This is a genomic window from Streptomyces sp. NPDC050263, from assembly GCF_040655955.1.
GTDB lineage: Bacteria > Actinomycetota > Actinomycetes > Streptomycetales > Streptomycetaceae > Streptomyces.
In genome coordinates this window covers 1-25224 of record NZ_JBFAKW010000089.1, presented here as the reverse complement: position 1 = coordinate 25224, position 25224 = coordinate 1, and the positions used below count along the sequence as shown (strand labels likewise).

The 25224-nt window shown below is 70.4% G+C and carries 23 protein-coding genes; 22 read left to right on the top strand and 1 reads right to left on the bottom strand.

The window, feature by feature from the left end; all coding sequences use genetic code 11:
- Positions 1–20: 20 nt before the first annotated feature.
- From AB0J04_RS31380 to nusB, 16 genes are all read left to right on the top strand, one after another.
- The gene (locus tag AB0J04_RS31380; RefSeq protein WP_363171974.1) at positions 21–680 is read left to right on the top strand and encodes a vitamin K epoxide reductase family protein; all 660 of its coding nucleotides are present in this window, start codon (positions 21–23) and stop codon (positions 678–680) included.
- Positions 681–740: 60 nt separating this feature from the next.
- A complete protein-coding gene (locus tag AB0J04_RS31375) occupies positions 741–2096 on the top strand; it encodes a replication-associated recombination protein A (RefSeq protein WP_363171973.1) in 1356 nt (451 codons plus the stop codon).
- A 318-nt stretch (positions 2097–2414) separates the two neighbouring features.
- Complete coding sequence (gene rpsD, locus AB0J04_RS31370) at positions 2415–3029, top strand: 30S ribosomal protein S4 (RefSeq protein WP_351919125.1); 615 nt, start codon at positions 2415–2417, stop codon at positions 3027–3029.
- A 145-nt stretch (positions 3030–3174) separates the two neighbouring features.
- The gene (locus AB0J04_RS31365; protein WP_363171972.1) at positions 3175–3612 is read left to right on the top strand and encodes a DUF948 domain-containing protein; all 438 of its coding nucleotides are present in this window, start codon (positions 3175–3177) and stop codon (positions 3610–3612) included.
- 8 nt (positions 3613–3620) lie between these two features.
- Positions 3621–3965 (top strand): hypothetical protein, encoded by a 345-nt coding sequence (locus tag AB0J04_RS31360; RefSeq protein WP_363171971.1) that lies wholly within the window; start codon positions 3621–3623, stop codon positions 3963–3965.
- The gene (gene alaS / locus AB0J04_RS31355; protein ID WP_363171970.1) at positions 3965–6637 is read left to right on the top strand and encodes an alanine--tRNA ligase; all 2673 of its coding nucleotides are present in this window, start codon (positions 3965–3967) and stop codon (positions 6635–6637) included. The genes AB0J04_RS31360 and alaS overlap by 1 nt, the downstream gene beginning before the upstream one ends.
- Before the next feature lie 8 nt (positions 6638–6645).
- On the top strand, positions 6646–7110 hold the full coding sequence (ruvX, locus tag AB0J04_RS31350; protein WP_363171987.1) for a Holliday junction resolvase RuvX: 465 nt from the start codon (positions 6646–6648) through the stop codon (positions 7108–7110).
- Positions 7111–7233: 123 nt separating this feature from the next.
- Positions 7234–9003 carry an endolytic transglycosylase MltG gene (gene mltG / locus AB0J04_RS31345; protein WP_363171969.1) on the top strand — a complete coding sequence of 590 codons (1770 nt, stop codon included), beginning with the start codon at positions 7234–7236 and terminating at the stop codon, positions 9001–9003.
- Positions 8984–9841 carry a shikimate dehydrogenase gene (locus tag AB0J04_RS31340; RefSeq protein WP_363171968.1) on the top strand — a complete coding sequence of 286 codons (858 nt, stop codon included), beginning with the start codon at positions 8984–8986 and terminating at the stop codon, positions 9839–9841. The genes mltG and AB0J04_RS31340 overlap by 20 nt, the downstream gene beginning before the upstream one ends.
- 203 nt (positions 9842–10044) lie before the next feature.
- Positions 10045–11229, top strand: coding sequence for a chorismate synthase (aroC, locus tag AB0J04_RS31335; protein WP_363171967.1), 1185 nt, complete (start codon positions 10045–10047; stop codon positions 11227–11229).
- A complete protein-coding gene (locus tag AB0J04_RS31330; RefSeq protein ID WP_363171966.1) occupies positions 11226–11741 on the top strand; it encodes a shikimate kinase in 516 nt (171 codons plus the stop codon). The genes aroC and AB0J04_RS31330 overlap by 4 nt, the downstream gene beginning before the upstream one ends.
- The gene (gene aroB / locus AB0J04_RS31325; protein ID WP_363171965.1) at positions 11738–12832 is read left to right on the top strand and encodes a 3-dehydroquinate synthase; all 1095 of its coding nucleotides are present in this window, start codon (positions 11738–11740) and stop codon (positions 12830–12832) included. Before AB0J04_RS31330 ends, aroB begins: the two co-directional genes overlap by 4 nt.
- A 212-nt stretch (positions 12833–13044) precedes the next feature.
- A complete protein-coding gene (locus AB0J04_RS31320) occupies positions 13045–13902 on the top strand; it encodes a Pro-rich N-terminal domain-containing protein (protein WP_363171964.1) in 858 nt (285 codons plus the stop codon).
- 115 nt (positions 13903–14017) lie between these two features.
- Positions 14018–15124 carry an aminopeptidase P family protein gene (locus AB0J04_RS31315; RefSeq protein ID WP_363171963.1) on the top strand — a complete coding sequence of 369 codons (1107 nt, stop codon included), beginning with the start codon at positions 14018–14020 and terminating at the stop codon, positions 15122–15124.
- A 51-nt stretch (positions 15125–15175) separates the two neighbouring features.
- A complete protein-coding gene (gene efp, locus AB0J04_RS31310) occupies positions 15176–15742 on the top strand; it encodes an elongation factor P (RefSeq protein ID WP_020117452.1) in 567 nt (188 codons plus the stop codon).
- Positions 15743–15744: 2 nt separating this feature from the next.
- Entirely contained in the window at positions 15745–16179 is a 435-nt protein-coding gene (gene nusB, locus AB0J04_RS31305; RefSeq protein ID WP_363171962.1) for a transcription antitermination factor NusB, read from the top strand.
- A 210-nt stretch (positions 16180–16389) separates the two neighbouring features.
- Here nusB and bldD read toward each other — a convergent pair whose 3' ends face one another.
- Complete coding sequence (gene bldD, locus AB0J04_RS31300) at positions 16390–16890, bottom strand: transcriptional regulator BldD (RefSeq protein ID WP_020128858.1); 501 nt, start codon at positions 16888–16890, stop codon at positions 16390–16392.
- Between the two features lie 241 nt (positions 16891–17131).
- Here bldD and pyrR point away from each other — a divergent pair, with 241 nt between their 5' ends.
- The 6 genes from pyrR to carB all read left to right on the top strand — a co-directional run bounded on the left by pyrR (position 17132) and on the right by carB (position 25133).
- Positions 17132–17722 (top strand): bifunctional pyr operon transcriptional regulator/uracil phosphoribosyltransferase PyrR, encoded by a 591-nt coding sequence (pyrR, locus tag AB0J04_RS31295; protein ID WP_363171961.1) that lies wholly within the window; start codon positions 17132–17134, stop codon positions 17720–17722.
- An 86-nt stretch (positions 17723–17808) separates the two neighbouring features.
- Positions 17809–18810: an aspartate carbamoyltransferase catalytic subunit gene (locus AB0J04_RS31290; protein WP_363171960.1), complete on the top strand. Its 1002-nt coding sequence runs from the start codon at positions 17809–17811 to the stop codon at positions 18808–18810.
- 6 nt (positions 18811–18816) lie between these two features.
- Positions 18817–20103, top strand: coding sequence for a dihydroorotase (locus AB0J04_RS31285; RefSeq protein ID WP_363171959.1), 1287 nt, complete (start codon positions 18817–18819; stop codon positions 20101–20103).
- Positions 20100–20681, top strand: coding sequence for a hypothetical protein (locus AB0J04_RS31280; RefSeq protein WP_363171958.1), 582 nt, complete (start codon positions 20100–20102; stop codon positions 20679–20681). The genes AB0J04_RS31285 and AB0J04_RS31280 overlap by 4 nt, the downstream gene beginning before the upstream one ends.
- Complete coding sequence (gene carA / locus AB0J04_RS31275) at positions 20678–21832, top strand: glutamine-hydrolyzing carbamoyl-phosphate synthase small subunit (protein WP_363171957.1); 1155 nt, start codon at positions 20678–20680, stop codon at positions 21830–21832. The genes AB0J04_RS31280 and carA overlap by 4 nt, the downstream gene beginning before the upstream one ends.
- A complete protein-coding gene (gene carB, locus AB0J04_RS31270) occupies positions 21825–25133 on the top strand; it encodes a carbamoyl-phosphate synthase large subunit (protein WP_363171956.1) in 3309 nt (1102 codons plus the stop codon). Before carA ends, carB begins: the two co-directional genes overlap by 8 nt.
- Positions 25134–25224 lie beyond the last annotated feature (91 nt).

The following is a 25224-nucleotide window of genomic DNA, read 5'->3' as shown; positions in this document are numbered from 1 at the left end:
TCAAGTGACGGATCGGCGTGATGAGCAAGACGACAGTCAAAGACGTCTCCACGGAGTCCGAGCCCGAGCGCGTCGCCGCGACCGAGCCCCGGACGGTGGGCGGCAGCCGTGCCTTCGCGATCCTGCTGCTGATCACCGGCGCGGCCGGTCTGCTCGCCGCGTGGGTCATCACGATCGACAAGTTCAAGATCCTCGAAGGCAAGGTGGACGGCAAGACGTTCACCCCCAGTTGCAGCATCAACCCGATCGTGTCCTGCGGCAGCGTCATGGAGAGCAAGCAGGCCGCCGCCTTCGGCTTCCCCAACCCGATGCTCGGCCTGGTCTGCTACGGCATCGTGATCTGCGTCGGCATGAGCCTGCTGGCCCGCGCCCGGTTCCCCCGCTGGTACTGGCTGACCTTCAACTTCGGCACGCTCTTCGGCGTGGTCTTCTGCACCTGGCTCCAGTACCAGTCCCTGTACAAGATCAACGCCCTGTGCCTGTGGTGCTCGCTGGCCTGGGTCGCGACGATCACCATGTTCTGGTACGTCACCTCGTTCAACGTGCGCAACGACTTCCTTCCGGCCCCGGGCTGGCTGAAGCGGTTCTTCGGCGAGTTCACCTGGGTCCTGCCGGCCACCCACGTCGGCATCATCGGCATGCTGATCCTGACCCGCTGGGGCGCCGACCTCTGGGCCTGAGCCCGGCAGCGCACAAGGGGCCGGGCGGGACTGTCGGACCCCTGACGTAGGCTCCGACCTGTGGAGCCCGACCTGTTCACCGCCGCAGCCGAAGACCGCCAGGAGAAGGACCCCGCAGGGAGCCCCCTGGCGGTCCGGATGCGCCCGCGCACCCTCGACGAGGTACTGGGCCAGCAGCACCTGCTGAAGCCGGGCTCCCCCCTGCGCCGCCTGGTCGGCGACGGCGCCAAGGGCCCGGCCGGCCCCTCCTCGGTGATCCTCTGGGGCCCGCCCGGCACCGGGAAGACGACGTTGGCGTACGTCGTCTCCAAGGCCACCGACAAGCGGTTCGTGGAGCTGTCGGCGATCACCGCGGGCGTCAAGGAGGTCCGCGCGGTCATCGACGGCGCCCGCCGCGCCATCGGCGGCTTCGGCAAGGAGACCGTCCTCTTCCTCGACGAGATCCACCGCTTCAGCAAGGCCCAGCAGGACTCCCTCCTCCCGGCCGTCGAGAACCGCTGGGTGACGCTGATCGCGGCGACCACCGAGAACCCGTACTTCTCGGTCATCTCACCGCTCCTCTCCCGCTCGCTCCTGCTCACCCTCGAACCCCTCACGGACGACGACCTCCGCGACCTCGTCAGGCGCGCGCTGGCCGACGACCGCGGTCTGAAGAGCGCCGTCATGCTCCCCGAGGACACCGAGGCGCACCTCCTGCGCATCGCCGGCGGTGACGCCCGCCGCGCCCTGACGGCCCTGGAGGCGGCCGCCGGCGCCGCCCTCGACCAGGACGAGACCGAGATCAGCCTCCAGACCCTGGAGCAGACGGTCGACCGCGCGGCGGTGAAGTACGACCGTGACGGCGACCAGCACTACGACGTCGCCAGCGCCCTCATCAAGTCCATCCGCGGCTCGGACGTCGACGCGGCCCTGCACTACCTGGCCCGCATGATCGAGGCCGGCGAGGACCCCCGCTTCATCGCCCGTCGGCTGATGATCTCCGCCAGCGAGGACATCGGCCTCGCCGATCCGGGCGCCCTGCCCCTCGCGGTCGCCGCCGCCCAGGCCGTCGCCATGATCGGCTTCCCCGAGGCCGCCCTCACCCTCAGCCACGTCACCATCGCGCTCGCCCTGGCCCCCAAGTCCAACGCCGCGACGACGGCGATCGGCGCCGCCCTGGAGGACGTCCGCAAGGGACTGGCCGGGCCCGTCCCGCCGCATCTGCGGGACGGCCACTACAAGGGCGCCGCCAAGCTCGGGCACGCCCAGGGGTACGTGTATCCGCACGACCTGCCCGAGGGCATCGCCGCCCAGCAGTACGCGCCGGACGCGATCGACGGCCGGGAGTACTACACGCCCACCCGGCACGGCGCCGAGGCCCGCTACGCGGACGCGGTCGAGTGGACCAGACAGCGCCTCGGTCGCAAGGGGTCCTGAGCACCCTGTAGACTCGCCCGAAGTGCTGCGTCCTGTGCCGTCAGAACAGGACAGTCAGCCGGAGCCCGGTCCTCGGATCCTCGATCCATGGATCGGCTCCAGGAGCGTCGCGCACCGTTCGAACGGTGTCGCGGGCAGCCCACCACCACCCGGGATTCCGGGAACGGTCGGTGGGCCACTCGCGTGCTGCACTTGTGTGCCCAGACCAAGGGGAGCGGCTGCCCGACAGGTCCCTCGCGGACCGGCGGGTTTCCCCGGCTGCGGATGCGACCTCCCTTAACCCTGACAAGCCGGAAATTCAGGAAAGAGAAGAACACAGTGGCGAATCAGTCCCGCCCCAAGGTCAAGAAGTCGCGTGCCCTCGGCATCGCGCTGACCCCGAAGGCCGTCAAGTACTTCGAGGCCCGCCCCTACCCGCCGGGCGAGCACGGCCGCGGCCGCAAGCAGAACTCGGACTACAAGGTCCGTCTGCTCGAGAAGCAGCGTCTGCGCGCGCAGTACGACGTGTCCGAGCGCCAGCTCGTGCGCGCCTACGAGCGTGCCTCCAAGGTCCAGGGCAAGACCGGTGAGGCCCTGATCATCGAGCTCGAGCGCCGTCTCGACGCGCTGGTCCTGCGTTCGGGCATCGCCCGCACGATCTACCAGGCCCGCCAGATGGTCGTCCACGGCCACATCGAGGTCAACGGCCAGAAGGTCGACAAGCCGTCCTTCCGCGTCAAGCCCGACGACGTCGTGATGGTCCGTGAGCGCAGCCGCGAGAAGACCCTCTTCTCCATCTCCCGTGAGGGCGGCTTCGCCCCCGACGGCGAGACCCCGCGCTACCTCCAGGTGAACCTCCGCGCCCTGGCCTTCCGCCTGGACCGCGAGCCGAACCGCAAGGAGATCCCGGTCATCTGCGACGAGCAGCTCGTCGTCGAGTACTACGCCCGCTGATCTCCGCAAAGGCCCGCCGGCCACCTGCCCCTCGGGGCGGGGGACGGCGGGCCTTCGCACACCCCTAATCCGGTACGGAACGCCGGGTCCGGCGCGATAGGCTCAGCGCCAGAGATAGGTGCCATCACTGCGAGGAGAGTGCCAGGTGTCCGGTGGAGAAGTGGCCGGGATCCTGGTGGCCGTCTTCTGGGCGATCCTGGTCTCCTTCCTGGCCGTCGCGCTGGCGAGGCTGGCCCAGACGCTCAGGGCGACCACCAAGCTGGTCGCGGACGTGACCGACAGGGCCGTCCCGCTGCTGGCCGACGCCTCCGCCGCGGTGCGCTCCGCGCAGACCCAGATCGACCGGGTCGACTCCATCGCCTCCGACGTCCAGGAGGTCACGTCGAACGCCTCCGCGCTCTCGACGACCGTCGCCTCCACCTTCGGCGGCCCCCTGGTGAAGGTCGCCGCGTTCGGGTACGGCGTCCGCCGCGCCCTGAGCCGCAAGGACGACGCGCCCGCGAGGGAGCCCCGGCGTACCGTGATCGTGGGCCGAACGGTCTCCTGGCGGGAGAAGCGCAAGCCCCGTGGAAAGAGGGACTGAGACCAGCGATGTTCCGCCGTACCTTCTGGTTCACCACGGGCGTCGCCGCCGGTGTCTGGGCCACCACCAAGGTCAACCGCAAGCTCAGGCAGCTGACCCCCGAGAGCCTCGCCGCGACCGCGGCCAACAAGGCGCTCGAGACGGGAGCCCGCCTCAAGGACCGCGCGGTCGGCTTCGCGCTCGACGTCCGCGACAACATGGACCGGCGGGAGGCGGAACTCGAGGACGCGCTCGGCATCCACGAGGACCCCGAACTCCCCGCCCCCCGGCGGTACGCCGCCATCGAGAACAGCAAGCACACGAAGTACGTCGAGACCACGACGTACCCGTACGACCGGAATGAGGACCACTGATGGAGTCGGCCGAGATTCGCCGCCGCTGGCTGAGCTTCTACGAGGAGCGCGGGCACACCGTCGTCCCTTCGGCGTCGCTCATCGCGGACGACCCGACTCTGCTCCTCGTCCCCGCCGGCATGGTCCCCTTCAAGCCGTACTTCCTCGGTGAGGTCAAGCCGCCGTGGTCGCGCGCCACCAGTGTGCAGAAGTGCGTGCGCACGCCCGACATCGAAGAGGTCGGCAAGACCACCCGGCACGGCACGTTCTTCCAGATGTGCGGCAACTTCTCCTTCGGCGACTACTTCAAGGAAGGCGCCATCAAGTACGCCTGGGAGCTGCTCACCAGCCCCCAGGACAAGGGTGGTTACGGCCTGGATCCGGAGCGGCTCTGGATCACGGTCTACCTGGACGACGACGAGGCCGAGCGCATCTGGCACGAGGTCGTCGGCGTGCCCAAGGAGCGCATCCAGCGCCTCGGCATGAAGGACAACTACTGGTCCATGGGCGTCCCCGGACCCTGCGGACCCTGTTCCGAGATCAACTACGACCGCGGCCCCGAGTTCGGCGTCGAGGGCGGCCCCGCCGTCAACGACGAGCGGTACGTGGAGATCTGGAACCTCGTCTTCATGCAGTACGAGCGCGGCGAGGGCATCGGCAAGGACAACTTCGAGATCCTGGGCGACCTGCCGAGCAAGAACATCGACACGGGCCTCGGCATGGAGCGCCTCGCCATGATTCTGCAGGGCGTGCAGAACATGTACGAGATCGACACATCCATGGCCGTCATCAGGAAGGCCACCGAGCTGACCGGCGTCGAGTACGGCAAGGCCCACGACTCGGACGTCTCGCTGCGCGTGGTCACCGACCACATGCGCACCTCCGTGATGCTCATCGGCGACGGCGTCACCCCCGGCAACGAGGGCCGCGGCTACGTCCTGCGCCGGATCATGCGCCGCGCCATCCGCAACATGCGCCTGCTCGGCGCCACCGGCCCGGTCGTCCTGGACCTCATCGACACCGTGATCGGCATGATGGGCCAGCAGTACCCGGAGCTGATCACCGACCGCGAGCGCATCGAGAAGGTCGCCGTCGCCGAGGAGAACGCCTTCCTCAAGACGCTGAAGGCCGGCACCAACATCCTCGACACCGCCGTCACCGAGACCAAGGCCTCCGGTGGCAGTGTCCTGGCCGGCGACAAGGCGTTCCTGCTCCACGACACCTGGGGCTTCCCGATCGACCTCACCCTCGAGATGGCCGCCGAGCAGGGGCTGTCCGTGGACGAGGACGGCTTCCGCCGTCTGATGAAGGAGCAGCGGGAGCGCGCCAAGGCCGACGCCCAGGCCAAGAAGACCGGCCACGCCGGGACGGGCGCCTACCGCGAGATCGCCGACAAGGCCGGCGAGACCGAGTTCTTCGGCTACGCGGACACCGAGGGCGAGTCCACGGTCGTCGGCATCCTCGTCGACGGCGTCTCCTCGCCGGCCGCCACCGAGGGCGACGAGGTCGAGATCGTCCTCGACCGCACCCCGTTCTACGCCGAGGGCGGCGGCCAGATCGGCGACACCGGCCGGATCAAGGTGGGTTCCGGCGCCGTCGTCGAGATCCGCGACACCCAGAAGCCGGTCCCGGGCGTCTACGTCCACAAGGGCGTCGTCCAGGTCGGCGAGGTGGCCGTCGGCGATTCTGTGCACGCCTCGATCGACTCGCGTCGCCGCACCGCCATCGCCCGCGCCCACTCGGCCACCCACCTCACCCACCAGGCCCTGCGCGACGCGCTCGGCCCGACGGCCGCCCAAGCCGGTTCCGAGAACCAGCCCGGCCGCTTCCGCTTCGACTTCGGCTCCCCGGCCGCCGTTCCGACGGCCGTGATGACCGACGTCGAGCAGAAGATCAACGAGGTGCTCGCCCGCGACCTGGACGTCCGCGCCGACGTCATGGGCATCGACGAGGCCAAGAAGCAGGGCGCCATCGCCGAGTTCGGCGAGAAGTACGGCGAGCGCGTCCGCGTGGTGACCATCGGCGACTTCTCCAAGGAGCTGTGCGGCGGCACGCATGTGCACAACACCTCCCAGCTGGGCCTGGTGAAGCTGCTCGGCGAGTCGTCGATCGGCTCGGGCGTGCGCCGTATCGAGGCCCTCGTCGGCGTCGACGCCTACAACTTCCTCGCCCGGGAGCACACGGTCGTCGCCCAGCTCCAGGAACTGATCAAGGGTCGTCCGGAGGAGCTCCCGGAGCGGGTCTCCGCGATGCTCGGCAAGCTGAAGGACGCCGAGAAGGAGATCGAGAAGTTCCGCGCGGAGAAGGTGCTCCAGGCCGCCGCCGGTCTCGTGGAGTCCGCCAAGGACGTCCGCGGGATCGCCGTCGTCACCGGTCAGGTTCCGGACGGCACCACCCCCGACGACCTGCGCAAGCTGGTCCTCGACGTGCGCGGGCGCATCCAGGGCGGCCGGGCCGCCGTGGTCGCCCTGTTCACGGTCAACAACGGCAAGCCGCTGACGGTCATCGCCACCAACGAGGCCGCCCGCGAGCGCGGTCTCAAGGCCGGCGAGCTGGTCCGCACGGCCGCCAAGACCCTCGGCGGCGGCGGTGGCGGCAAGCCGGACGTCGCCCAGGGCGGCGGCCAGAACCCGGCCGCCGTCGGCGAGGCCGTCGACGCGGTCGAACGGCTCGTGGCGGAAACGGCCAAGTGAGTCACCCGATGCGCAAGGGCCGTCGACTTGCGATCGACGTCGGGGACGCCCGGATCGGGGTCGCCTCGTGCGACCCCGACGGGATCCTCGCCACTCCGGTGGAGACGGTCCCCGGCCGGGACGTCCCGGCAGCTCATCGCCGCCTTCGGCAACTCGTCGAGGAGTACGAGCCGATCGAGGTCGTCGTGGGTCTTCCGCGCTCCCTCAAGGGGGGCGAGGGCCCGGCCGCGGTAAAGGTTCGCGGCTTCGCCCAGGAGCTCGCGCAGGGCATCGCACCGGTCCCGGTGCGGCTCGTCGACGAGCGGATGACGACCGTGACGGCCAGTCAGGGACTGCGCGCCTCGGGCGTGAAGGCGAAGAAGGGCCGTGCGGTCATCGACCAGGCAGCCGCGGTGATCATCCTTCAGCAGGCCCTGGAATCCGAACGGGTGTCAGGTAAAGCACCGGGCGAGGGCGTCGAAGTGGTCATCTGATCGCGATACGGTAACGTTCCGCGCGATGCGGTGCTGTTCGAACAGTCGCCGCACAGAGAGAGGCGGAACGGTGACGGGCCCGCGAAGGCCGTGTGATCGCCGCCTCGCGGCTCTAGGGGATCGATGACTGAGTATGGCCGGGGCCCGGGCTCCGAACCGTGGCATCCGGAGGACCCGTTGTTCGGGGATGGCGGATGGGAAGGGCAGCAGGCCCACACGGGTCATCAGCCTGCCTACGGCGGCCAGCAGCAGCACCACTACCCGCAGCAGCAGCCTCAGCAGTCGGAGTACGGCGACTGGGGCCACGGACAGGCGCAGCAGCACGACCAGCAGCAGCACGACCAGCAGCAGTACGGCCAGCAGCAGTACGAGCAGCAGCAGTACGACCCGCAGTACCAGGGCTACGACCAGCAGCAGTACGTCCCTCCCAACCAGCAGGCCTACCACGAGGGTTACCAGGAGGGCGGCTGGGACGGCACGGGCACCCATGCCCACGTCCCGTACGCGGCCGACCCCGGCGACCCCTACGGCCAGCAGGCCGCGGCCTACGGCGCGCAGCAGCCCGACTTCTACGGCACCCCGGACGCCTATCCGCCTCCGGAGCCGCCCGCCCGGCGGCGTACCGAGCCCGAACCGGAGCCCGTGCCGGATCCCGGCCCGGAGGAGAAACCCGACTGGGATCCCGGTCCCGACGAGGGCGAGCACGCCTTCTTCGCGGGCGGCGGTGCCGAGGACGACGAGGACGACGACGAGGCGGAGCCCGGGGGCCGGCGGGGCCGGGGCGGCAAAGGCGCCAAGAGCACGAAGAGCAAGAAGAGTCGCAGCGGCTGTGCCTGTCTGGTCGTCGTGCTGGTGTTCGGCGGGGGCATCGCGGGCGTCGGCTACTTCGGCTACGACTTCTACCAGAATCGTTACGGCGCGGCTCCGGACTACGCGGGCGACGGCACAGCCGAGTCCGTGAGCGTGGAGGTTCCCAAGGGCTCCGGCGGCGCCGCCATCGGCCGTCTGCTGAAGGACGCCGGCGTCGTGAAGAGCGTGGACGCGTTCGTCTCCGCGTTCACGAGCAATTCCCAGGCGGACGGCATCCAGGCGGGCGCGTACATCCTGAAGAAGGAGATGTCCGCGAAGAGCGCCGTCGCGATGATGCTCGACCCGAAGAGCCAGGCCAATGTGATGGTCACGCCCGGACAGCGCAATATCGCCGTCTACAAGGCCATCGACACAAAACTCGGGCTTTCCGCCGGTAGCACCAGAAAAGTCGCGACAAGCCAGTTCAAGACGCTCGGACTGCCCAAGTGGGCGAACGACAACGAGGACATCAAGGACCCGCTGGAAGGCTTCCTGCTGCCGGGCACCTACGGCGCGGCCAAGGGCATGAAGCCGGAGGCGGTCCTCAAGTCCATGGTCGCCCGCGCCAACGACGCGTACTCCAAGTACGACCTGGAGGCCAAGGCCAAGGCGCTCAAACTGGACACTCCGTTGCAGGTCATCACGGTCGCCAGCCTCGTCCAGGCGGAGGGCAAGACCAGTGACGACTACCGCAAGATGGCCGAGGTGATCTACAACCGCCTCGATCGCGGGAACCCCCAGACATACGGCTTCCTGCAGTTCGACTCGACCTTCAATTACGCGAAGAACGAGAGCAACATCGACATCAGCGAGTCGGAGATCAACAAGGACAAGGACCCGTACAACACCTACACCAACAAGGGCCTGCCGCCCGGCCCGATCGGAAACCCCGGCGACGTGGCGATCAAGGCTTCGCTGGATCCGACCGACGACGGCTGGTACTACTTCGTGGCGACCGACGGCGTGAGCAAGACCGAATTCGCCAGGACGCACGAGGAATTCCTGAAACTCAAGGACAAGTTCGATGAGAGCACGGGCAACTGACGCTCGCCGGGCCGCGGTACTGGGCAGCCCCATCGCCCACTCCCTCTCGCCGGCGCTGCACCGCGCCGCGTACGACGCGCTGGAGCTCACCGGCTGGACGTACGACCGTTTCGACGTCGACGAGGCGGCCCTGCCCGCCTTCGTCGACGGGCTCGGCCCCGAGTGGGCCGGTCTCTCGCTGACCATGCCGCTGAAGCGCGCCGTGATCCCGCTGCTCGACGAGATCAGCGAGACGGCGGCCTCCGTCGAGGCCGTCAACACCGTCGTCCGCACCGAGGACGGCCGGCGGCTCGGCGACAACACCGACATCCCCGGCATGGTCGCCGCCCTGCGCGAGCGCGGGATCGAACAGGTCGACTCGGCCGCGATCCTCGGCGCGGGCGCCACCGCGTCCTCGGCGCTGGCCGCCCTGTCCAGGATCTGCACCGGCGAGATCGTCGCCTTTGTGCGCAGCGCGGACCGGGCCGCCGAGATGCGGCAGTGGGGCGAGCGGCTCGACGTCGAGGTCCGGATCGGGGACTGGGCGGACGCCGCCGACGCCCTGCGCTTCCCGCTGGTCGTCGCGACCACCCCGGCCGGAGCCACCGACGCCCTCGCCGCAGCGGTGCCGGAACGCCCCGCCACCCTCTTCGACGTGCTCTACGACCCCTGGCCGACCGAGCTGGCCGCCCGCTGGTCCATGTTCGGCGGCGCCGTCGTCGGCGGACTCGACCTGCTCGTGCACCAGGCCGTGCTCCAGGTCGAACAGATGACCGGACGCGTCCCGGCCCCGGTGGAGGCCATGCGCAAGGCCGGCGAGCACGCCCTCGCCTCCCGCCGCACCCACGGGAACCCGTGATCGCGGCGGACCGCAAGAGTGCCCCGCCGGGCGGTGCTTTCAGGTTCCCGCCGTCCGGTTGATGGACCGGCGACCGGTTCCGGAGCCGGGACGTGGGAGGATCGGAGGCGGCGGGCCAGGGCCGCGCACCAGGTCACGCCGACGACGTACGCGAGGACGCGCGTGCGGCAGGGCATACGGGGCGCGAGCACTGAGGAGCATCGTTGAGCAGGCTGCGTTGGCTGACCGCGGGGGAGTCACACGGTCCCGCACTCGTCGCGACGCTGGAGGGCCTTCCCGCCGGCGTGCCGATCACCACGGAGATGGTGGCCGACCACCTGGCGCGACGGCGGCTCGGTTACGGGCGCGGTGCGCGCATGAAGTTCGAACGCGACGAGGTCACCTTCCTCGGCGGCGTCCGGCACGGCCTCACCATGGGTTCGCCGGTGGCGGTCATGGTGGGCAACACGGAGTGGCCGAAGTGGGAACAGGTCATGGCGGCCGACCCGGTCGACCCGGAGATCCTCGCGGGCCTCGCCCGCAACGCTCCGCTGACCCGCCCGCGCCCCGGCCACGCCGACCTCGCCGGGATGCAGAAGTACGGCTTCGACGAGGCACGGCCCGTGCTGGAGCGCGCCTCCGCGCGTGAGACGGCCGCCCGGGTGGCGCTGGGCGCGGTCGCCCGGTCGTACCTGAAGGAGACGGCCGGCATCGAGATCGTCTCCCATGTGGTGGAGCTGGCCGCCGCCAAGGCGCCCTACGGCGTCTACCCCACCCCCGCCGACGTCGAGAAGCTGGACGAGGACCCGGTGCGCTGCCTGGACGCGGACGCGTCGAAGGCGATGGTCGCGGAGATCGACCAGGCCCACAAGGACGGCGACACCCTCGGCGGCGTCGTCGAGGTCCTCGCGTACGGCGTCCCGGTCGGCCTCGGCTCGCACGTGCACTGGGACCGCCGACTGGACGCCCGCCTCGCCGCCGCTCTGATGGGCATCCAGGCGATCAAGGGCGTCGAGGTCGGAGACGGCTTCGACCTCGCGCGCGTGCCCGGTTCGAAGGCGCACGACGAGATCGTCACCACGCCCGAGGGCATCAGGCGCACGAGCGGTCGCTCCGGCGGCACCGAGGGCGGTCTGACCACGGGCGAGCTGCTGCGCGTGCGGGCGGCCATGAAGCCGATCGCGACCGTGCCGCGCGCCCTGCGGACGGTGGACGTCGTCACGGGCGAGGCCACCCAGGCGCACCACCAGCGCTCCGACGTGTGCGCGGTCCCGGCCGCCGGGATCGTCGCCGAGGCGATGGTCGCGCTGGTGCTGGCGGACGCCGTGGCGGAGAAGTTCGGCGGCGACAGCGTCCCCGAGACCCACCGCAACGTGCGCTCGTACCTCGACAACCTGAGCATCCGATGAGCGGGCCGCTGGTCGTCCTGGTCGGCCCGATGGGCGTCGGCAAGTCCACCGTCGGCGGTCTGCTGGCCGAGCGGCTCGGCGTCGGCTACCGGGACACGGACGACGACATCGTCGTCGAGCAGGGCCGCAGCATCGCGGAGATCTTCGTCGACGACGGCGAGGAAGCCTTCCGCGCGCTCGAGAAGCAGGCCGTGCATCGCGCGCTCGCCGAGCACGACGGTGTTCTGGCGCTCGGCGGCGGCTCGATCCTGGACGCGGACACGCGCGGCCTGCTGGCCGGACAGCGCGTGGTCTACCTGACCATGGACGTCGAGGAGGCTGTGCGGCGCACCGGCCTGAACGCGGCCCGCCCGCTGCTCGCCGTCAATCCGCGCAAGCAGTGGCGCGAGCTGATGGAGGCCCGCCGCCACCTGTACGAGCAAGTCGCCACGGCCGTGGTGCCGACGGACGGCCGTACGGCCGAAGTGGTCGCCCAAGTCGCCCTGGACGCTTTGGAGTTGAAGGAAGCATGAGCAGCGAGTCCGTGACGCGGATCCGGGTCGGCGGCAGCGCGGGATCCGAGCCGTACGAGGTCCTGGTCGGACGTCGGCTGCTGAGTGAACTCGGCGGGCTGATCGGCGACCGGGCCAAGCGGGTCGCCGTGATCCACCCCGAGGCGCTCGCCGAGACCGGGGACGCGCTGCGCGCCGACCTGGCCGAGCAGGGCTACGAGGCGGTCGCCATCCAGGTGCCCAACGCGGAGGAGGCCAAGACCGCCGAGGTCGCCGCCTACTGCTGGAAGGCGCTCGGCCAGTCCGGGTTCACCCGCACCGACGTCGTGGTGGGCGTCGGCGGCGGCTCGACCACCGACCTCGCCGGGTTCGTCGCGGCGACCTGGCTGCGCGGGGTGCGCTGGATCGCCGTCCCGACCACCGTGCTCGCCATGGTGGACGCGGCCGTCGGCGGCAAGACCGGCATCAACACGGCCGAGGGCAAGAACCTCGTCGGCTCCTTCCACCCGCCGGCCGGGGTGCTGTGCGATCTGGCCGCGCTGGACTCCCTCCCGGTCAACGACTACGTCTCCGGGCTCGCCGAGATCATCAAGGCCGGTTTCATCGCCGACCCGGTGATCCTCGAGCTCATCGAGTCCGACCCCGAGGCCGCCCGCACCCCGACGGGCCCGCACACGGCCGAGCTCATCGAACGCTCCATCAGGGTGAAGGCGGACGTCGTGTCCTCCGACCTGAAGGAGTCGGGCCTGCGGGAGATCCTCAACTACGGTCACACGCTGGCGCACGCCATCGAGAAGAACGAGCGCTACAAGTGGCGGCACGGCGCGGCCGTCTCGGTGGGTATGCACTTCGCGGCCGAACTGGGCCGTCTGGCGGGCCGGTTGGACGACGCCACGGCGGACCGTCACCGCGCGGTCCTCGAGGCCGTGGGGCTGCCGCTGCACTACCGGTACGACCAGTGGCCCAAGCTGCTGGAGAACATGAAGGTCGACAAGAAGTCCCGTGGCGACCTGCTGCGCTTCATCGTCCTGGACGGCCTGGCCAAGCCGACCGTCCTCGAAGGTCCCGACCCGGCCGTGCTGCTCGCCGCGTACGGCGAGGTGGGCGAGTAGGACCGGGGTCGCGGGGCGAGCAGAGCCGCGAGAACGGCCGGGTAAGTCCGGCCGCTCCCCTTCCGCCCGATTCGCTTTCCACACCGGGCACTTCGGACCGCCCCCGGCCGTTCACCAAACGACGGCCGGGGGCGGTACCGTTCAGTAGCGAAGACGGGGTCCGCACCCCTACAGCCAGCGCCAATTGCCTGTACGAGACGGAGTGGCACCGGATGCAGCACGCAGTGGGTTCTCCGCTGCCGCCGCCCCATCAGCCGGGGCACGGTCCGGCCGTCGGCTGGTCGCCGGCCGCACATCACCCGGGTCCGCACCAGCCGGGATACCTGGGGGCTCCCTCGGGCCCGCTCCCGCCCGCGCCCCAGCCGCCGGTCCCGCCCGTGCCGCCGCCGCCCGCGCCCGGGCACGCCCCCGTCCCGCAGGGCGCCGACGCCACCGGGCACGTCCCGCTGCCGCCCGGCGGCCCGGTCCCGATGCCCAGCGCGCCGCCCGCCCCGACCGTCCCCGACCCGGCGGCCACCACGCTCGCGGTCCTGCTGATCGGCCCCGCGGGCGCCGGCAAGACCAGCGTCGCCAAGTTCTGGGCCGACCACCGCCGGGTGCCCACCGCCCACGTCAGCCTCGACGACGTACGCGAATGGGTCCGCTCGGGGTTCGCCGACCCGCAGTCCGGGTGGAACGACCACTCCGAGGCCCAGTACCGCCTGGCCCGCCGCACCTGCGGCTTCGCCGCGCGCAACTTCCTGGCCAACGGCATCTCGTGCATCCTGGACGACGCGATCTTCCCCGACCGCCCGGCCGTGGGCCTCGGCGGGTGGAAACGCCATGTGGGCCCCGGTCTGCTGCCCGTCGTCCTGCTCCCCGGCCTGGAGGTCGTCCTGGAGCGCAACGCGGCACGCTCCGGCAACCGCCGCCTCACCGACGAGGAGGTGGCCCGCATCCACGGCCGCATGGCCGGTTGGTACGGCTCGGGCCTCCCCATCATCGACAACTCCCAGCTGGACGTCCCGACCACGGCAAGGGTGCTGGACGACGTACTGGCGAGGGCGATCGCCAGCCCTCCGAAGTGGTGACGGACGGGACCGGTCCCACCGACGGCGGACCGCATACCACCGTTCGCCCCGCTCCGTCCCCCGAACGGCACCCTTCCAGCCAGCACAATCCGGCCACCGCTCCTACGCTCGTGTCATGTCAGAGGTCTACGCGTCCCGCCGAACCCGTCTACGGGAGCGCTGTAACGCGGCCGGCAGCACCGCGGCGCTCATCTCCCGCCCCGCCAATGTGAGGTACCTCGCGGGCGCGGCCCCGCGCGGCGCCGTCCTGCTGCTGGGCAAGCGCGAGGACCTCCTCGTCTGCGCCGTCCCGCCCGAGGACCGCCCCTCCGAAGGGCGACCGGACGACGCGCTGCGCGTCCACGTCCTGCCCGGCGCCGGAGGCGACCCGGCGGTCGCGGCCGCCGGCCTCCTCATGGGGCAGGGCGGCGACTGTCTCGCCGTCGAGGAACATCACCTCACGGTGGCCCGCCACCGTGAGCTCCGCTCGGTCGCCGCCCGGCTGCGCCTGGCCGATCTGGGCGGCGCGGTCGAACAGCTGAGGGTGGTGAAGGACGAGGAGGAGATCTCCTGTCTGCGGATCGGCGCCGAGATCGCCGACCAGGCGCTGGGCGAACTGCTGGAGTCCATCCTGGTCGGCCGCACGGAACGGCACCTGGCCCTGGAGCTGGAGCGGCGCCTCGTCGACCACGGCGCCGACGGTCCCGCCTTCGCCACGTCCGTCGCCGCCGGCCCGAACTCCGGCCGGCGCGGGCACCGGCCCACCGACCGGCGGGTCGAGGAGGGCGACTTCCTCTCGGTCTGCCTGGGCGCGACCTATCGCGGCTACCGCTGCGAGATCGGCCGCACCTTCGTGATCGGGACGTCCCCCGCCGACTGGCAGATCGAGCTGTACGACCTCGTATTCGCCGCTCAGCGGGCCGGACGCGAGGCCCTGGCACCCGGCGCCGCCTACCGCGACGTGGACCGCGCGGCCCGCCAGATCCTGGACTCCGCGGGGCGCACCGAGGGCCTTTTGGCACTCACCGGGCACGGTGTCGGACTCGAAATCGAAGAGGACCCGCAGTTGACTCCCGCAGCCATGGGTAAACTGGACGCTTGCGTGCCGGTCACCGTCGAACCCGGGGTACACCTCCCGGGCCGGGGCGGCGTCCGGATCGATGACACGCTCGTCGTGCGCCCCGAGGCGGACGGCGGACCCGAGCTACTCACCATCACGACCAAGGAGCTGCTCGCCCTCTAGGCAGGTGCGTGCCCCGGGGTCGTCCACGTCAGTCCAGGAGATTCCGCAACCGTGGCTTCCACGAACGACCTCAAGAACGGCCTGGTGCTCAAGCTCGAAGGCGGCCAGCTCTGGTCCGTCGTCGAGTTCCAGCATGTCAAGCCCGGCAAGGGCCCCGCATTCGTGCGTACCAAGCTCAAGAACGTGCTTTCCGGCAAGGTCGTCGACAAGACGTTCAACGCCGGCGTCAAGGTCGAGACGGCCACTGTCGACAAGCGCGACATGCAGTTCTCCTACATGGACGGCGAGTACTTCGTCTTCATGGACATGGAGACCTACGACCAGCTCATGGTCGACCGCAAGGCCGTCGGCGACGCCGCCAACTTCCTGATCGAGGGCTTCACCGCCACGGTCGCGCAGCACGAGGGCGAGGTGCTCTTCGTCGAGCTGCCCGCGGCCGTCGAGCTCGTGGTCCAGGAGACCGAGCCGGGCCTGCAGGGCGACCGCTCCACCGGTGGCACCAAGCCCGCCACCCTGGAGACCGGTCACCAGATCCAGGTCCCGCTCTTCATCACCACCGGTGAGAAGATCAAGGTCGACACCCGCACCAGCGACTACCTCGGCCGGGTGAACAGCTAACCGTGGCTGCCCGCAACACGGCCCGCAAGCGCGCCTTCCAGATCCTCTTCGAGGGCGACCAGCGCGGAGCCGATGTCCTGACGGTCCTCGCGGACTGGATCCGGCTCTCCCGGGCCGACACCCGGCAGCCGCCGGTGAGCGAGTACACGATGCAGCTGGTCGAGGGCTACGCGCAGTACGCGCGGCGGATCGACGAGCTGATCTCCCAGTACTCGGTCGGCTGGACGCTGGACCGGATGCCCGTCGTCGACCGCAACATCCTGCGGCTCGGCGCCTACGAGCTGATCTGGGCCGACGAGACCCCGGACGCGGTCGTCCTCGACGAGATGGTGCAGCTGGCGAAGGAGTTCTCCACGGACGAGTCGCCCTCGTTCGTCAACGGCCTGCTCGGCCGGCTGAAGGAGCTCAAGCCCTCGCTGCGCCGGGACGAGGCGTAACCGGCAGCGAGTCGTACGAGCCGGAGCCGGTACGACCATCACAGAAGGGGCCCGCAGCAGCACGCTGAGGGCCCCTTCGGCATTCCCGCGCCCCCTGGTGCGCCTGAGGTGCCACAGGCCCGCAGAACGCCGCAGGGGTGGCCGGAACCATCAAGTTCCGGCCACCCCGGCGGCACGTTTCTGCTGAGACCTGCTGAGCCGTCGAGAGGCTCAGCCCTCCTCGTGGGAGACGGCACGACGCGCGTCCGCGTCCAGGACGCCCCAGCTGATCAGCTGTTCGGTCAGGACCGAGGGCGACTGGTCGTAGATGACGGCGAGGGTGCGCAGGTCGTCCTGGCGGATCGACAGCACCTTGCCGTTGTAGTCACCGCGCTGCGACTGGATCGTGGCCGCGTAACGCTGCAGCGGGCCCGCCTTCTCGACCGGCACATGGGCCAGTCGCTCCAGGTCGAGGACCAGCTTCGGCGGGGGCTCGGCCGCGCCGCCCGGGGTGGTGCCCGGCAGCAGCTCCTGCACGGGAACGCCGTAGAAATCCGCCAGCTCGGCCAGGCGCTGCACGGTCACGGCGCGGTCGCCGCGCTCGTACGAACCGACCACGACGGCCTTCCAGCGTCCCTGGGACTTCTCCTCGACACCGTGGAGGGAAAGGCCCTGCTGGGTGCGGATCGCTCGGAGCTTGGCCCCGAGCTGTTTGGCGTATTCGCTGGACATATAGCTCCCCGGCACTGGGTCGACGCGGCAGGAGCCGCGTGCTGGTAACTCACTGTGAGGTTACGCAGCGTGATTCTTCTGCGTCAAGCCGAATGGTCCACACCGACGCTTCCGTGGTAACGGTGGCCGATTACGCCAAGGGGGTGATCAGGGGTGTCGTCCCGGCCTGCTACCGTGGATGGCGCAAATCCGACGTCCTTTAAGGTCCGTCCCGTGAGGCGGAGAAGGAGGTCCGTTTCATATGGACAAGCAGGACATTCAGCAGGACACCCACCAGGATCCCCGGCAAACCGATGCGCGGCCCGTCCTCGAAGGCCCCGACATCGCGCGCGTGCTGACGCGCATCGCCCACGAGATCGTCGAACGCGCCAAGGGCGCCGACGACGTGGTGCTCCTCGGCATCCCGACCCGCGGCGTCTTCCTCGCCCGGCGGCTCGCCGAGAAACTCGAGCAGATCACCGACCGCAAGATCCCCGTCGGCTCCCTCGACATCACCATGTACCGCGACGACCTGCGCATGCACCCGCCGCGTGCGCTGGCCCGCACCGAGATCCCCGGTGACGGCCTCGACGGCAAGCTGGTCGTCCTCGTCGACGACGTGCTCTTCTCCGGCCGCACCATCCGCGCCGCCCTCGACGCCCTGAACGACCTCGGGCGCCCGCGCGCGGTGCAGCTCGCGGTCCTCGTCGACCGCGGCCACCGGGAACTGCCCATCCGCGCCGACTACGTCGGCAAGAACCTCCCCACGTCGTTGCGGGAGACGGTCAAGGTCCTGCTCGCCGAGGAGGACGGTCGCGACACCGTGCTGCTCGGTGTGAAGCAGACCCAGTAGCGGACGCCGCGCGCCCGCCGTCCCGGCGCGCCCTCGTCTGCCCGAAATCTCCCCGATATCCTGAACTGCCTTACGGAGCCTGACAGATGCAGCGTCATCTCATCTCGGCCGCCGACCTCACCCGCGACGACGCCGTCCTGATCCTCGACACCGCCGAGGAGATGGCCCGGGTCGCCGACCGGCCCATCAAGAAGCTGCCGACCCTGCGCGGCCGCACGATCGTCAACCTCTTCTTCGAGGACTCCACGCGCACGCGTATCTCGTTCGAGGCCGCAGAGAAGCGCCTCTCCGCGGACGTCATCAACTTCACCGCCAAGGGCTCGTCGGTGTCCAAGGGCGAGTCCCTGAAGGACACCGCGCAGACGCTGGAGGCGATGGGCGTCGACGCGGTCGTCATCCGGCACGGCGCCTCCGGCGCGCCCTACCGCCTGGCCACCTCCGGCTGGATCGACGCGGTCGTCGTCAACGCCGGCGACGGCACCCACCAGCACCCCACCCAGGCACTGCTGGACGCCTTCACCATGCGCCGCCGCCTGGTCGGCCGGGACGCCGGGATCGGGCAGGACCTCGCGGGCAAGCGCATCACGCTCGTCGGGGACGTCCTGCACAGCCGGGTCGCCCGCTCCAACGTCGACCTGCTGCACACCCTCGGCGCCGAGGTCACCCTGGTCGCCCCGCCCACCCTGATCCCGGTCGGCGTCGAGTCCTGGCCCTGCGAGGTGTCGTACGACCTCGACAGCACGCTGCCCAAGTCCGACGCGGTGATGATGCTGCGCGTGCAGCGGGAGCGCATGAACGCCGCGTTCTTCCCGACCGAGCGCGAGTACTCGCGGCGCTACGGCCTGGACGGCGACCGGATGGCGCGGATGCCCGAGCACGCCATCGTGATGCACCCCGGCCCGATGGTCCGCGGCATGGAGATCACCGCCGAGGTCGCCGACTCCCCGCGCTGCACCGTCGTCGAGCAGGTCGCCAACGGCGTGTCCATCCGGATGGCCGTCCTGTACCTGCTCCTGGGCGGCAACGAGCCCGCTGTCAGCCACGCCCGCGCCACCACCGGCGTCACCGGCATCACCGAGGAGAAGTAAGAACCCATGAGCAAGATCCTTATCCGTGGTGCGAAGGTGCTGGGCGGCGAGCCGCAGGACGTCCTGATCGACGCCGACGTCATCGAGGCCGTGGGCGCGGGGCTGTCCGCCGAGGGCGCCGAGGTCGTCGAGGCCGGCGGCAAGGTGCTGCTGCCGGGCCTGGTAGACCTGCACACCCATCTGCGCGAGCCCGGCCGCGAGGACTCCGAGACCGTGCTGACGGGTACCCGCGCGGCCGCCTCCGGCGGATACACGGCCGTCTTCGCCATGGCCAACACCTTCCCCGTCGCCGACACCGCCGGCGTGGTCGAGCAGGTCTGGCGCCTCGGCCGCGAGCACGGCTACTGCGATGTGCAGCCCATCGGCGCGGTCACCGTAGGCCTGGAGGGCCGCAAGCTCGCCGAGCTCGGCGCCATGCACGAGTCGGCCGCCGGCGTCACCGTCTTCTCCGACGACGGCAAGTGCGTCGACGACGCCGTGATCATGCGGCGCGCGCTGGAGTACGTGAAGGCCTTCGGCGGGGTCGTCGCCCAGCACGCCCAGGAGCCGCGGCTGACCGAGGGCGCCCAGATGAACGAGGGCGTCGTCTCCGCCGAGCTGGGGCTCGGGGGCTGGCCCGCGGTGGCCGAAGAATCGATCATCGCCCGGGATGTCCTGCTCGCCGAGCACGTCGGCTCCCGCGTCCACATCTGCCACCTCTCCACCGCCGGCTCGGTCGAGATCGTCCGCTGGGCCAAGTCGCGCGGCATCGACGTCACCGCCGAGGTCACCCCGCACCACCTGCTCCTCACCGACGAGCTGGTGCGCAGCTACAACCCGGTCTACAAGGTGAACCCGCCGCTGCGCACCGAGCGCGACGTGCTGGCGCTGCGCGAGGCGCTCGCCGACGGCACGATCGACATCGTCGCCACCGACCACGCCCCGCACCCGCACGAGGACAAGGACTGCGAGTGGGCCGCGGCCGCCATGGGCATGGTCGGCCTGGAGACCGCGTTGTCGGTGGTCCAGGAGACGATGGTGGACACGGGCCTGCTGACCTGGGCCGGGGTCGCCGACCGCATGTCCTTCACGCCCGCCCGGATCGGACAGGCCGGGGGCCACGGACGCCCCGTCTCGGCAGGTGAGCCCGCCAACCTCACGCTCGTCGACACGGAATACCGTGGGTCGGTGGACCCCGCGGGCTTCGCCTCGCGCAGTCGGAACACCCCGTACGCGGGGCGTGAGCTGCCGGGCCGTGTCACGCACACCTGGCTCCGGGGCAAGGCCACGCTCGTCGACGGGAAGCTCACGTGACATCTGCAGCACTACTGCTCGCGGCCGAGAAGGAATCGGCCGAAGTGACCGACTGGGCCGCCCGGCTCGGCTGGGTGGTCGGTCTCGGTCTCTTCGTCGCGCTCGTGTACTGGTTGATGCGCGAGGGCTGGAAGTGGCGCGGCACGCTCCAGGGCGACCTGCCCGACCTCTCCACCGCGCCGGACGACCTCGGCCCGGTGAGACTGAGCATGAGCGGCCGCTACCACGGCTCCACCACCGCCGGGCAGTGGCTCGACCGCATCGTGGCGCACGGCCTGGGCACCCGCAGCCGGGTCGAGCTCACCCTGACGGACGCGGGACTGGACGTCGTACGGCCCGGCGCGGCCGACTTCTTCGTGCCGGTCGCCGCACTGCGCGAGGCCCGGCTCGACAAGGGCATCGCCGGCAAGGTCCTCACCGAGGGCGGACTGCTGGTGGTGACCTGGGCGCACGGCGACAAGCTGCTCGACTCGGGCTTCCGCTCCGACCACGCGGCCGAGCACAACGAGTGGGTCGCCACCCTCAACTCCATGATCGACAAAACGGAAACTCCGACGGAAACGGAAGGCGCACGATGACGACCTCCACCAGGGGAATCGCTTTTGAGAAAAAGGTGCTTCCCGCCGTACTCGTCCTGGAGGACGGCCGGATCTTCCGCGGCCGTGCCTACGGGGCCGTGGGGGAGACCTTCGGCGAAGCGGTGTTCTCCACCGGCATGACCGGCTACCAGGAGACCCTGACCGACCCGTCGTACGACCGCCAGATCGTGGTCGCGACCGCCCCGCAGATCGGCAACACCGGCTGGAACGACGAGGACGACGAGTCCAGCCGCATCTGGGTCTCCGGCTACGTCGTGCGCGACCCCTCGCGCGTGCCGTCCAACTGGCGCGCCAAGCGTTCCCTGGACGACGAGCTGGTCGAGCAGAGCGTCGTCGGCATCTCCGGCATCGACACCCGCGCCCTCACCCGCCACCTGCGCGAGCGCGGCTCGATGCGCGCCGGCATCTTCTCCGGCGAGGCGATCGGCTCCGAGACCGAGCTTGTCGCGCGCGTGCAGGCCCAGCCTCAGATGAAGGGCCTGAGCCTGTACGAGGAGGTCTCCACCAAGGAGGCCTACGTCGTCCCGGCGGTCGGCGAGAAGCGGTTCACCGTGGCCGCCGTCGACCTCGGCATCAAGGGCATGACCCCGCAGCGCATGGCCGAACGCGGCATCGAGGTGCACGTGCTCCCGGCCACGGCGACGGAGGAGGACGTGTACGCCGTCGCCCCCGACGGGGTCTTCTTCTCCAACGGTCCCGGCGACCCGGCCACCGCCGACGGCCCCGTGGCCCTCATGACCGCCGTCCTGGAGCGGAAGACGCCGCTCTTCGGCATCTGCTTCGGCAACCAGATCCTCGGCCGCGCCCTCGGCTTCGGCACCTACAAGCTGAAGTACGGCCACCGGGGCATCAACCAGCCCGTGCAGGACCGCACGACCGGCAAGGTCGAGGTCACCGCGCACAACCACGGCTTCGCCGTGGACGCGCCGCTCGACAAGGTCAGCGAGACGCCCTTCGGCCGCGCCGAGGTCTCCCATGTCTGCCTCAACGACGACGTCGTGGAGGGGCTGCAGCTGCTCGACCAGCCGGCCTTCTCCGTCCAGTACCACCCCGAAGCGGCAGCGGGCCCGCACGACGCCGCCTACCTGTTCGACCGCTTCGTATCCCTGATGGAGGGCCAGCGTGCCTAAGCGCACCGATATCCAGTCCGTCCTGGTCATCGGCTCCGGCCCGATCGTCATCGGCCAGGCCGCCGAGTTCGACTACTCCGGCACCCAGGCGTGCCGCATCCTGCGCGCCGAGGGCCTGCGGGTGATCCTGGTCAACTCCAACCCGGCGACGATCATGACCGACCCGGAGATCGCCGACGCCACCTACGTCGAGCCGATCACCCCGGAGTTCGTCGAGAAGATCATCGCCAAGGAGCGTCCGGACACCCTGCTGCCCACCCTGGGCGGTCAGACGGCCCTCAACACGGCGATCTCGCTCGCCGAGAACGGCGTCCTGGAGAAGTACGGCGTCGAACTGATCGGCGCCAACGTCGAGGCCATCAACAAGGGCGAGGACCGCGACCTCTTCAAGGGCGTCGTCGAGGCCGTCCGCGCCGAGATCGGGCACGGCGAGTCCGCCCGGTCCGTGATCTGTCACACCATGGACGAGGTCGTCGCGGGCGTCGACACGCTCGGCGGCTACCCGGTCGTCGTCCGCCCCTCCTTCACCATGGGCGGCGCCGGCTCCGGCTTCGCCCACGACGAGGAGGAGCTGCGCCGTATCGCCGGGCAGGGTCTCACGCTGTCGCCGACCACCGAGGTGCTCCTGGAGGAGTCCATCCTCGGCTGGAAGGAGTACGAGCTGGAGCTGATGCGCGACAAGCACGACAACGTCGTGGTCGTCTGCTCCATCGAGAACTTCGACCCCATGGGCGTGCACACCGGCGACTCGATCACCGTCGCGCCCGCGATGACGCTCACCGACCGCGAGTACCAGATCCTGCGCGACATCGGCATCGCCGTGATCCGCGAGGTCGGCGTGGACACCGGCGGCTGCAACATCCAGTTCGCGGTGAACCCCGAGGACGGCCGGGTCATCGTCATCGAGATGAACCCGCGCGTGTCGCGGTCCTCGGCCCTCGCCTCCAAGGCCACCGGCTTCCCGATCGCCAAGATCGCCGCCAAGCTCGCCGTCGGCTACACCCTCGACGAGATCCCGAACGACATCACGCTGGAGACCCCGGCCTCCTTCGAGCCGACCCTCGACTACGTGGTCGTGAAGGCCCCGCGGTTCGCCTTCGAGAAGTTCCCGAGCGCCGACTCCACGCTGACGACGACCATGAAGTCGGTCGGCGAGGCCATGGCCATCGGCCGCAACTTCACCGAGGCCTTCCAGAAGGCGCTGCGCTCGCTGGAGAAGAAGGGCAGCCAGTTCACCTTCGTCGGCGACCCCGGCGACAAGGCCGAGCTGCTGCGCGAGTCGGTCCGCCCGACCGACGGCCGGATCAACACCGTCATGCAGGCCATCCGCGCGGGCGCCACGCCCGAGGAGGTCTTCGAGCACACGAAGATCGACCCCTGGTTCGTCGACCAGCTCTTCCTCATCAAGGAGACCGCCGACGACCTGGCCGCCGCCGACCGCCTGGACACCGAGCTGCTCGCCGAGGCCAAGCGGCACGGCTTCTCCGACCAGCAGATCGCCGAGATCCGCGGCCTGCGCGAGGACGTCGTCCGTGAGGTCCGGCACGCGCTGGGCGTCCGCCCGGTCTACAAGACCGTCGACACCTGTGCCGCCGAGTTCGCCGCGAAGACGCCGTACTTCTACTCCTCCTACGACGAGGAGAGCGAGGTCGCGCCCCGCGAGAAGCCCGCGGTGATCATCCTGGGCTCCGGCCCCAACCGCATCGGCCAGGGCATCGAGTTCGACTACTCCTGCGTCCACGCCTCCTTCGCGCTGTCCGACGCCGGGTACGAGACCGTGATGGTCAACTGCAATCCGGAGACCGTCTCCACCGACTACGACACCTCCGACCGCCTGTACTTCGAGCCGCTGACGCTGGAGGACGTGCTGGAGATCGTGTACGCCGAGGCGCAGGCCGGTCCGATCGCGGGCGTGATCGTCCAGCTCGGCGGCCAGACCCCGCTGGGCCTGGCGCAGGCGCTCAAGGACAACGGCGTGCCGATCGTCGGCACGCCTCCGGAGGCCATCCACGCGGCCGAGGACCGGGGCGCGTTCGGGCGGGTGCTCGACGAGGCGGGCCTGCCGGCCCCGAAGCACGGCACGGCCACCACCTTCGCCGGGGCCAAGGCCATCGCCGACGAGATCGGCTACCCGGTCCTGGTGCGGCCCTCGTACGTGCTCGGCGGCCGCGGCATGGAGATCGTCTACGACGAGACCCGGCTGTCGTCCTACATCGCCGAGTCGACCGAGATCAGCCCCACCCGGCCGGTGCTCGTCGACCGCTTCCTCGACGACGCCATCGAGATCGACGTCGACGCGCTCTACGACGGCGAGGAGCTGTACCTCGGCGGTGTCATGGAGCACATCGAGGAGGCCGGCATCCACTCCGGCGACTCGGCGTGCGCCCTGCCCCCGATCACCCTCGGCGGCTTCGACATCAAGCGGCTGCGGGCCTCCACCGAGGCGATCGCCAAGGGCGTCGGCGTGCGCGGCCTGATCAACATCCAGTTCGCGATGGCCGGCGACATCCTCTATGTCCTGGAGGCCAACCCGCGCGCGTCCCGCACGGTCCCCTTCACCTCGAAGGCGACCGCGGTGCCGCTGGCGAAGGCCGCCGCGCGGATCTCGCTGGGCGCGACCGTCGCCGAACTGCGCGCCGAAGGCCTGCTCCCGGCCACCGGCGACGGCGGCGAGCTGCCGCTGGACGCGCCGATCTCCGTCAAGGAGGCCGTGATGCCCTGGACCCGCTTCCGGGACACCTCCGGGCGCGGCGTCGACACGGTCCTCGGCCCGGAGATGCGCTCCACCGGCGAGGTCATGGGCATTGACTCCGTCTTCGGCACGGCGTACGCCAAGTCGCAGGCGGGCGCGTACGGCCCGCTGCCCACCAAGGGGCGGGCGTTCATCTCGGTCGCCAACCGCGACAAGCGCTCGATGATCTTCCCGGCGCGCGAGCTGGTCGCGCACGGCTTCGAGCTGCTCGCCACCTCCGGCACCGCCGAGGTCCTCAAGCGCAACGGCATCAACGCGACGGTCGTGCGCAAGCAGTCCGAGGGCGCCGGCCCGAACGGCGAGAAGACCATCGTCCAGTGCATCCACGACGGTGAGGTCGACCTCATCGTCAACACCCCGTACGGCACCGGCGGCCGCCTCGACGGCTACGAGATCCGTACGGCGGCCGTGGCACGGTCCGTGCCCTGCCTGACGACGGTCCAGGCGCTCGCCGCCGCCGTCCAGGGCATCGACGCCCTCAACCACGGTGACGTGGGCGTCCGCTCGCTCCAGGAACACGCGCAGCACCTGACCGCGGCCCGCGACTAGATGAATGAGTCCAAGGGATGTCCTGCGGACATAGGACGAGGGCGTCCAGTGTCGATGTGTGACGACCGACCTGGACACCCTCGCAACGGCA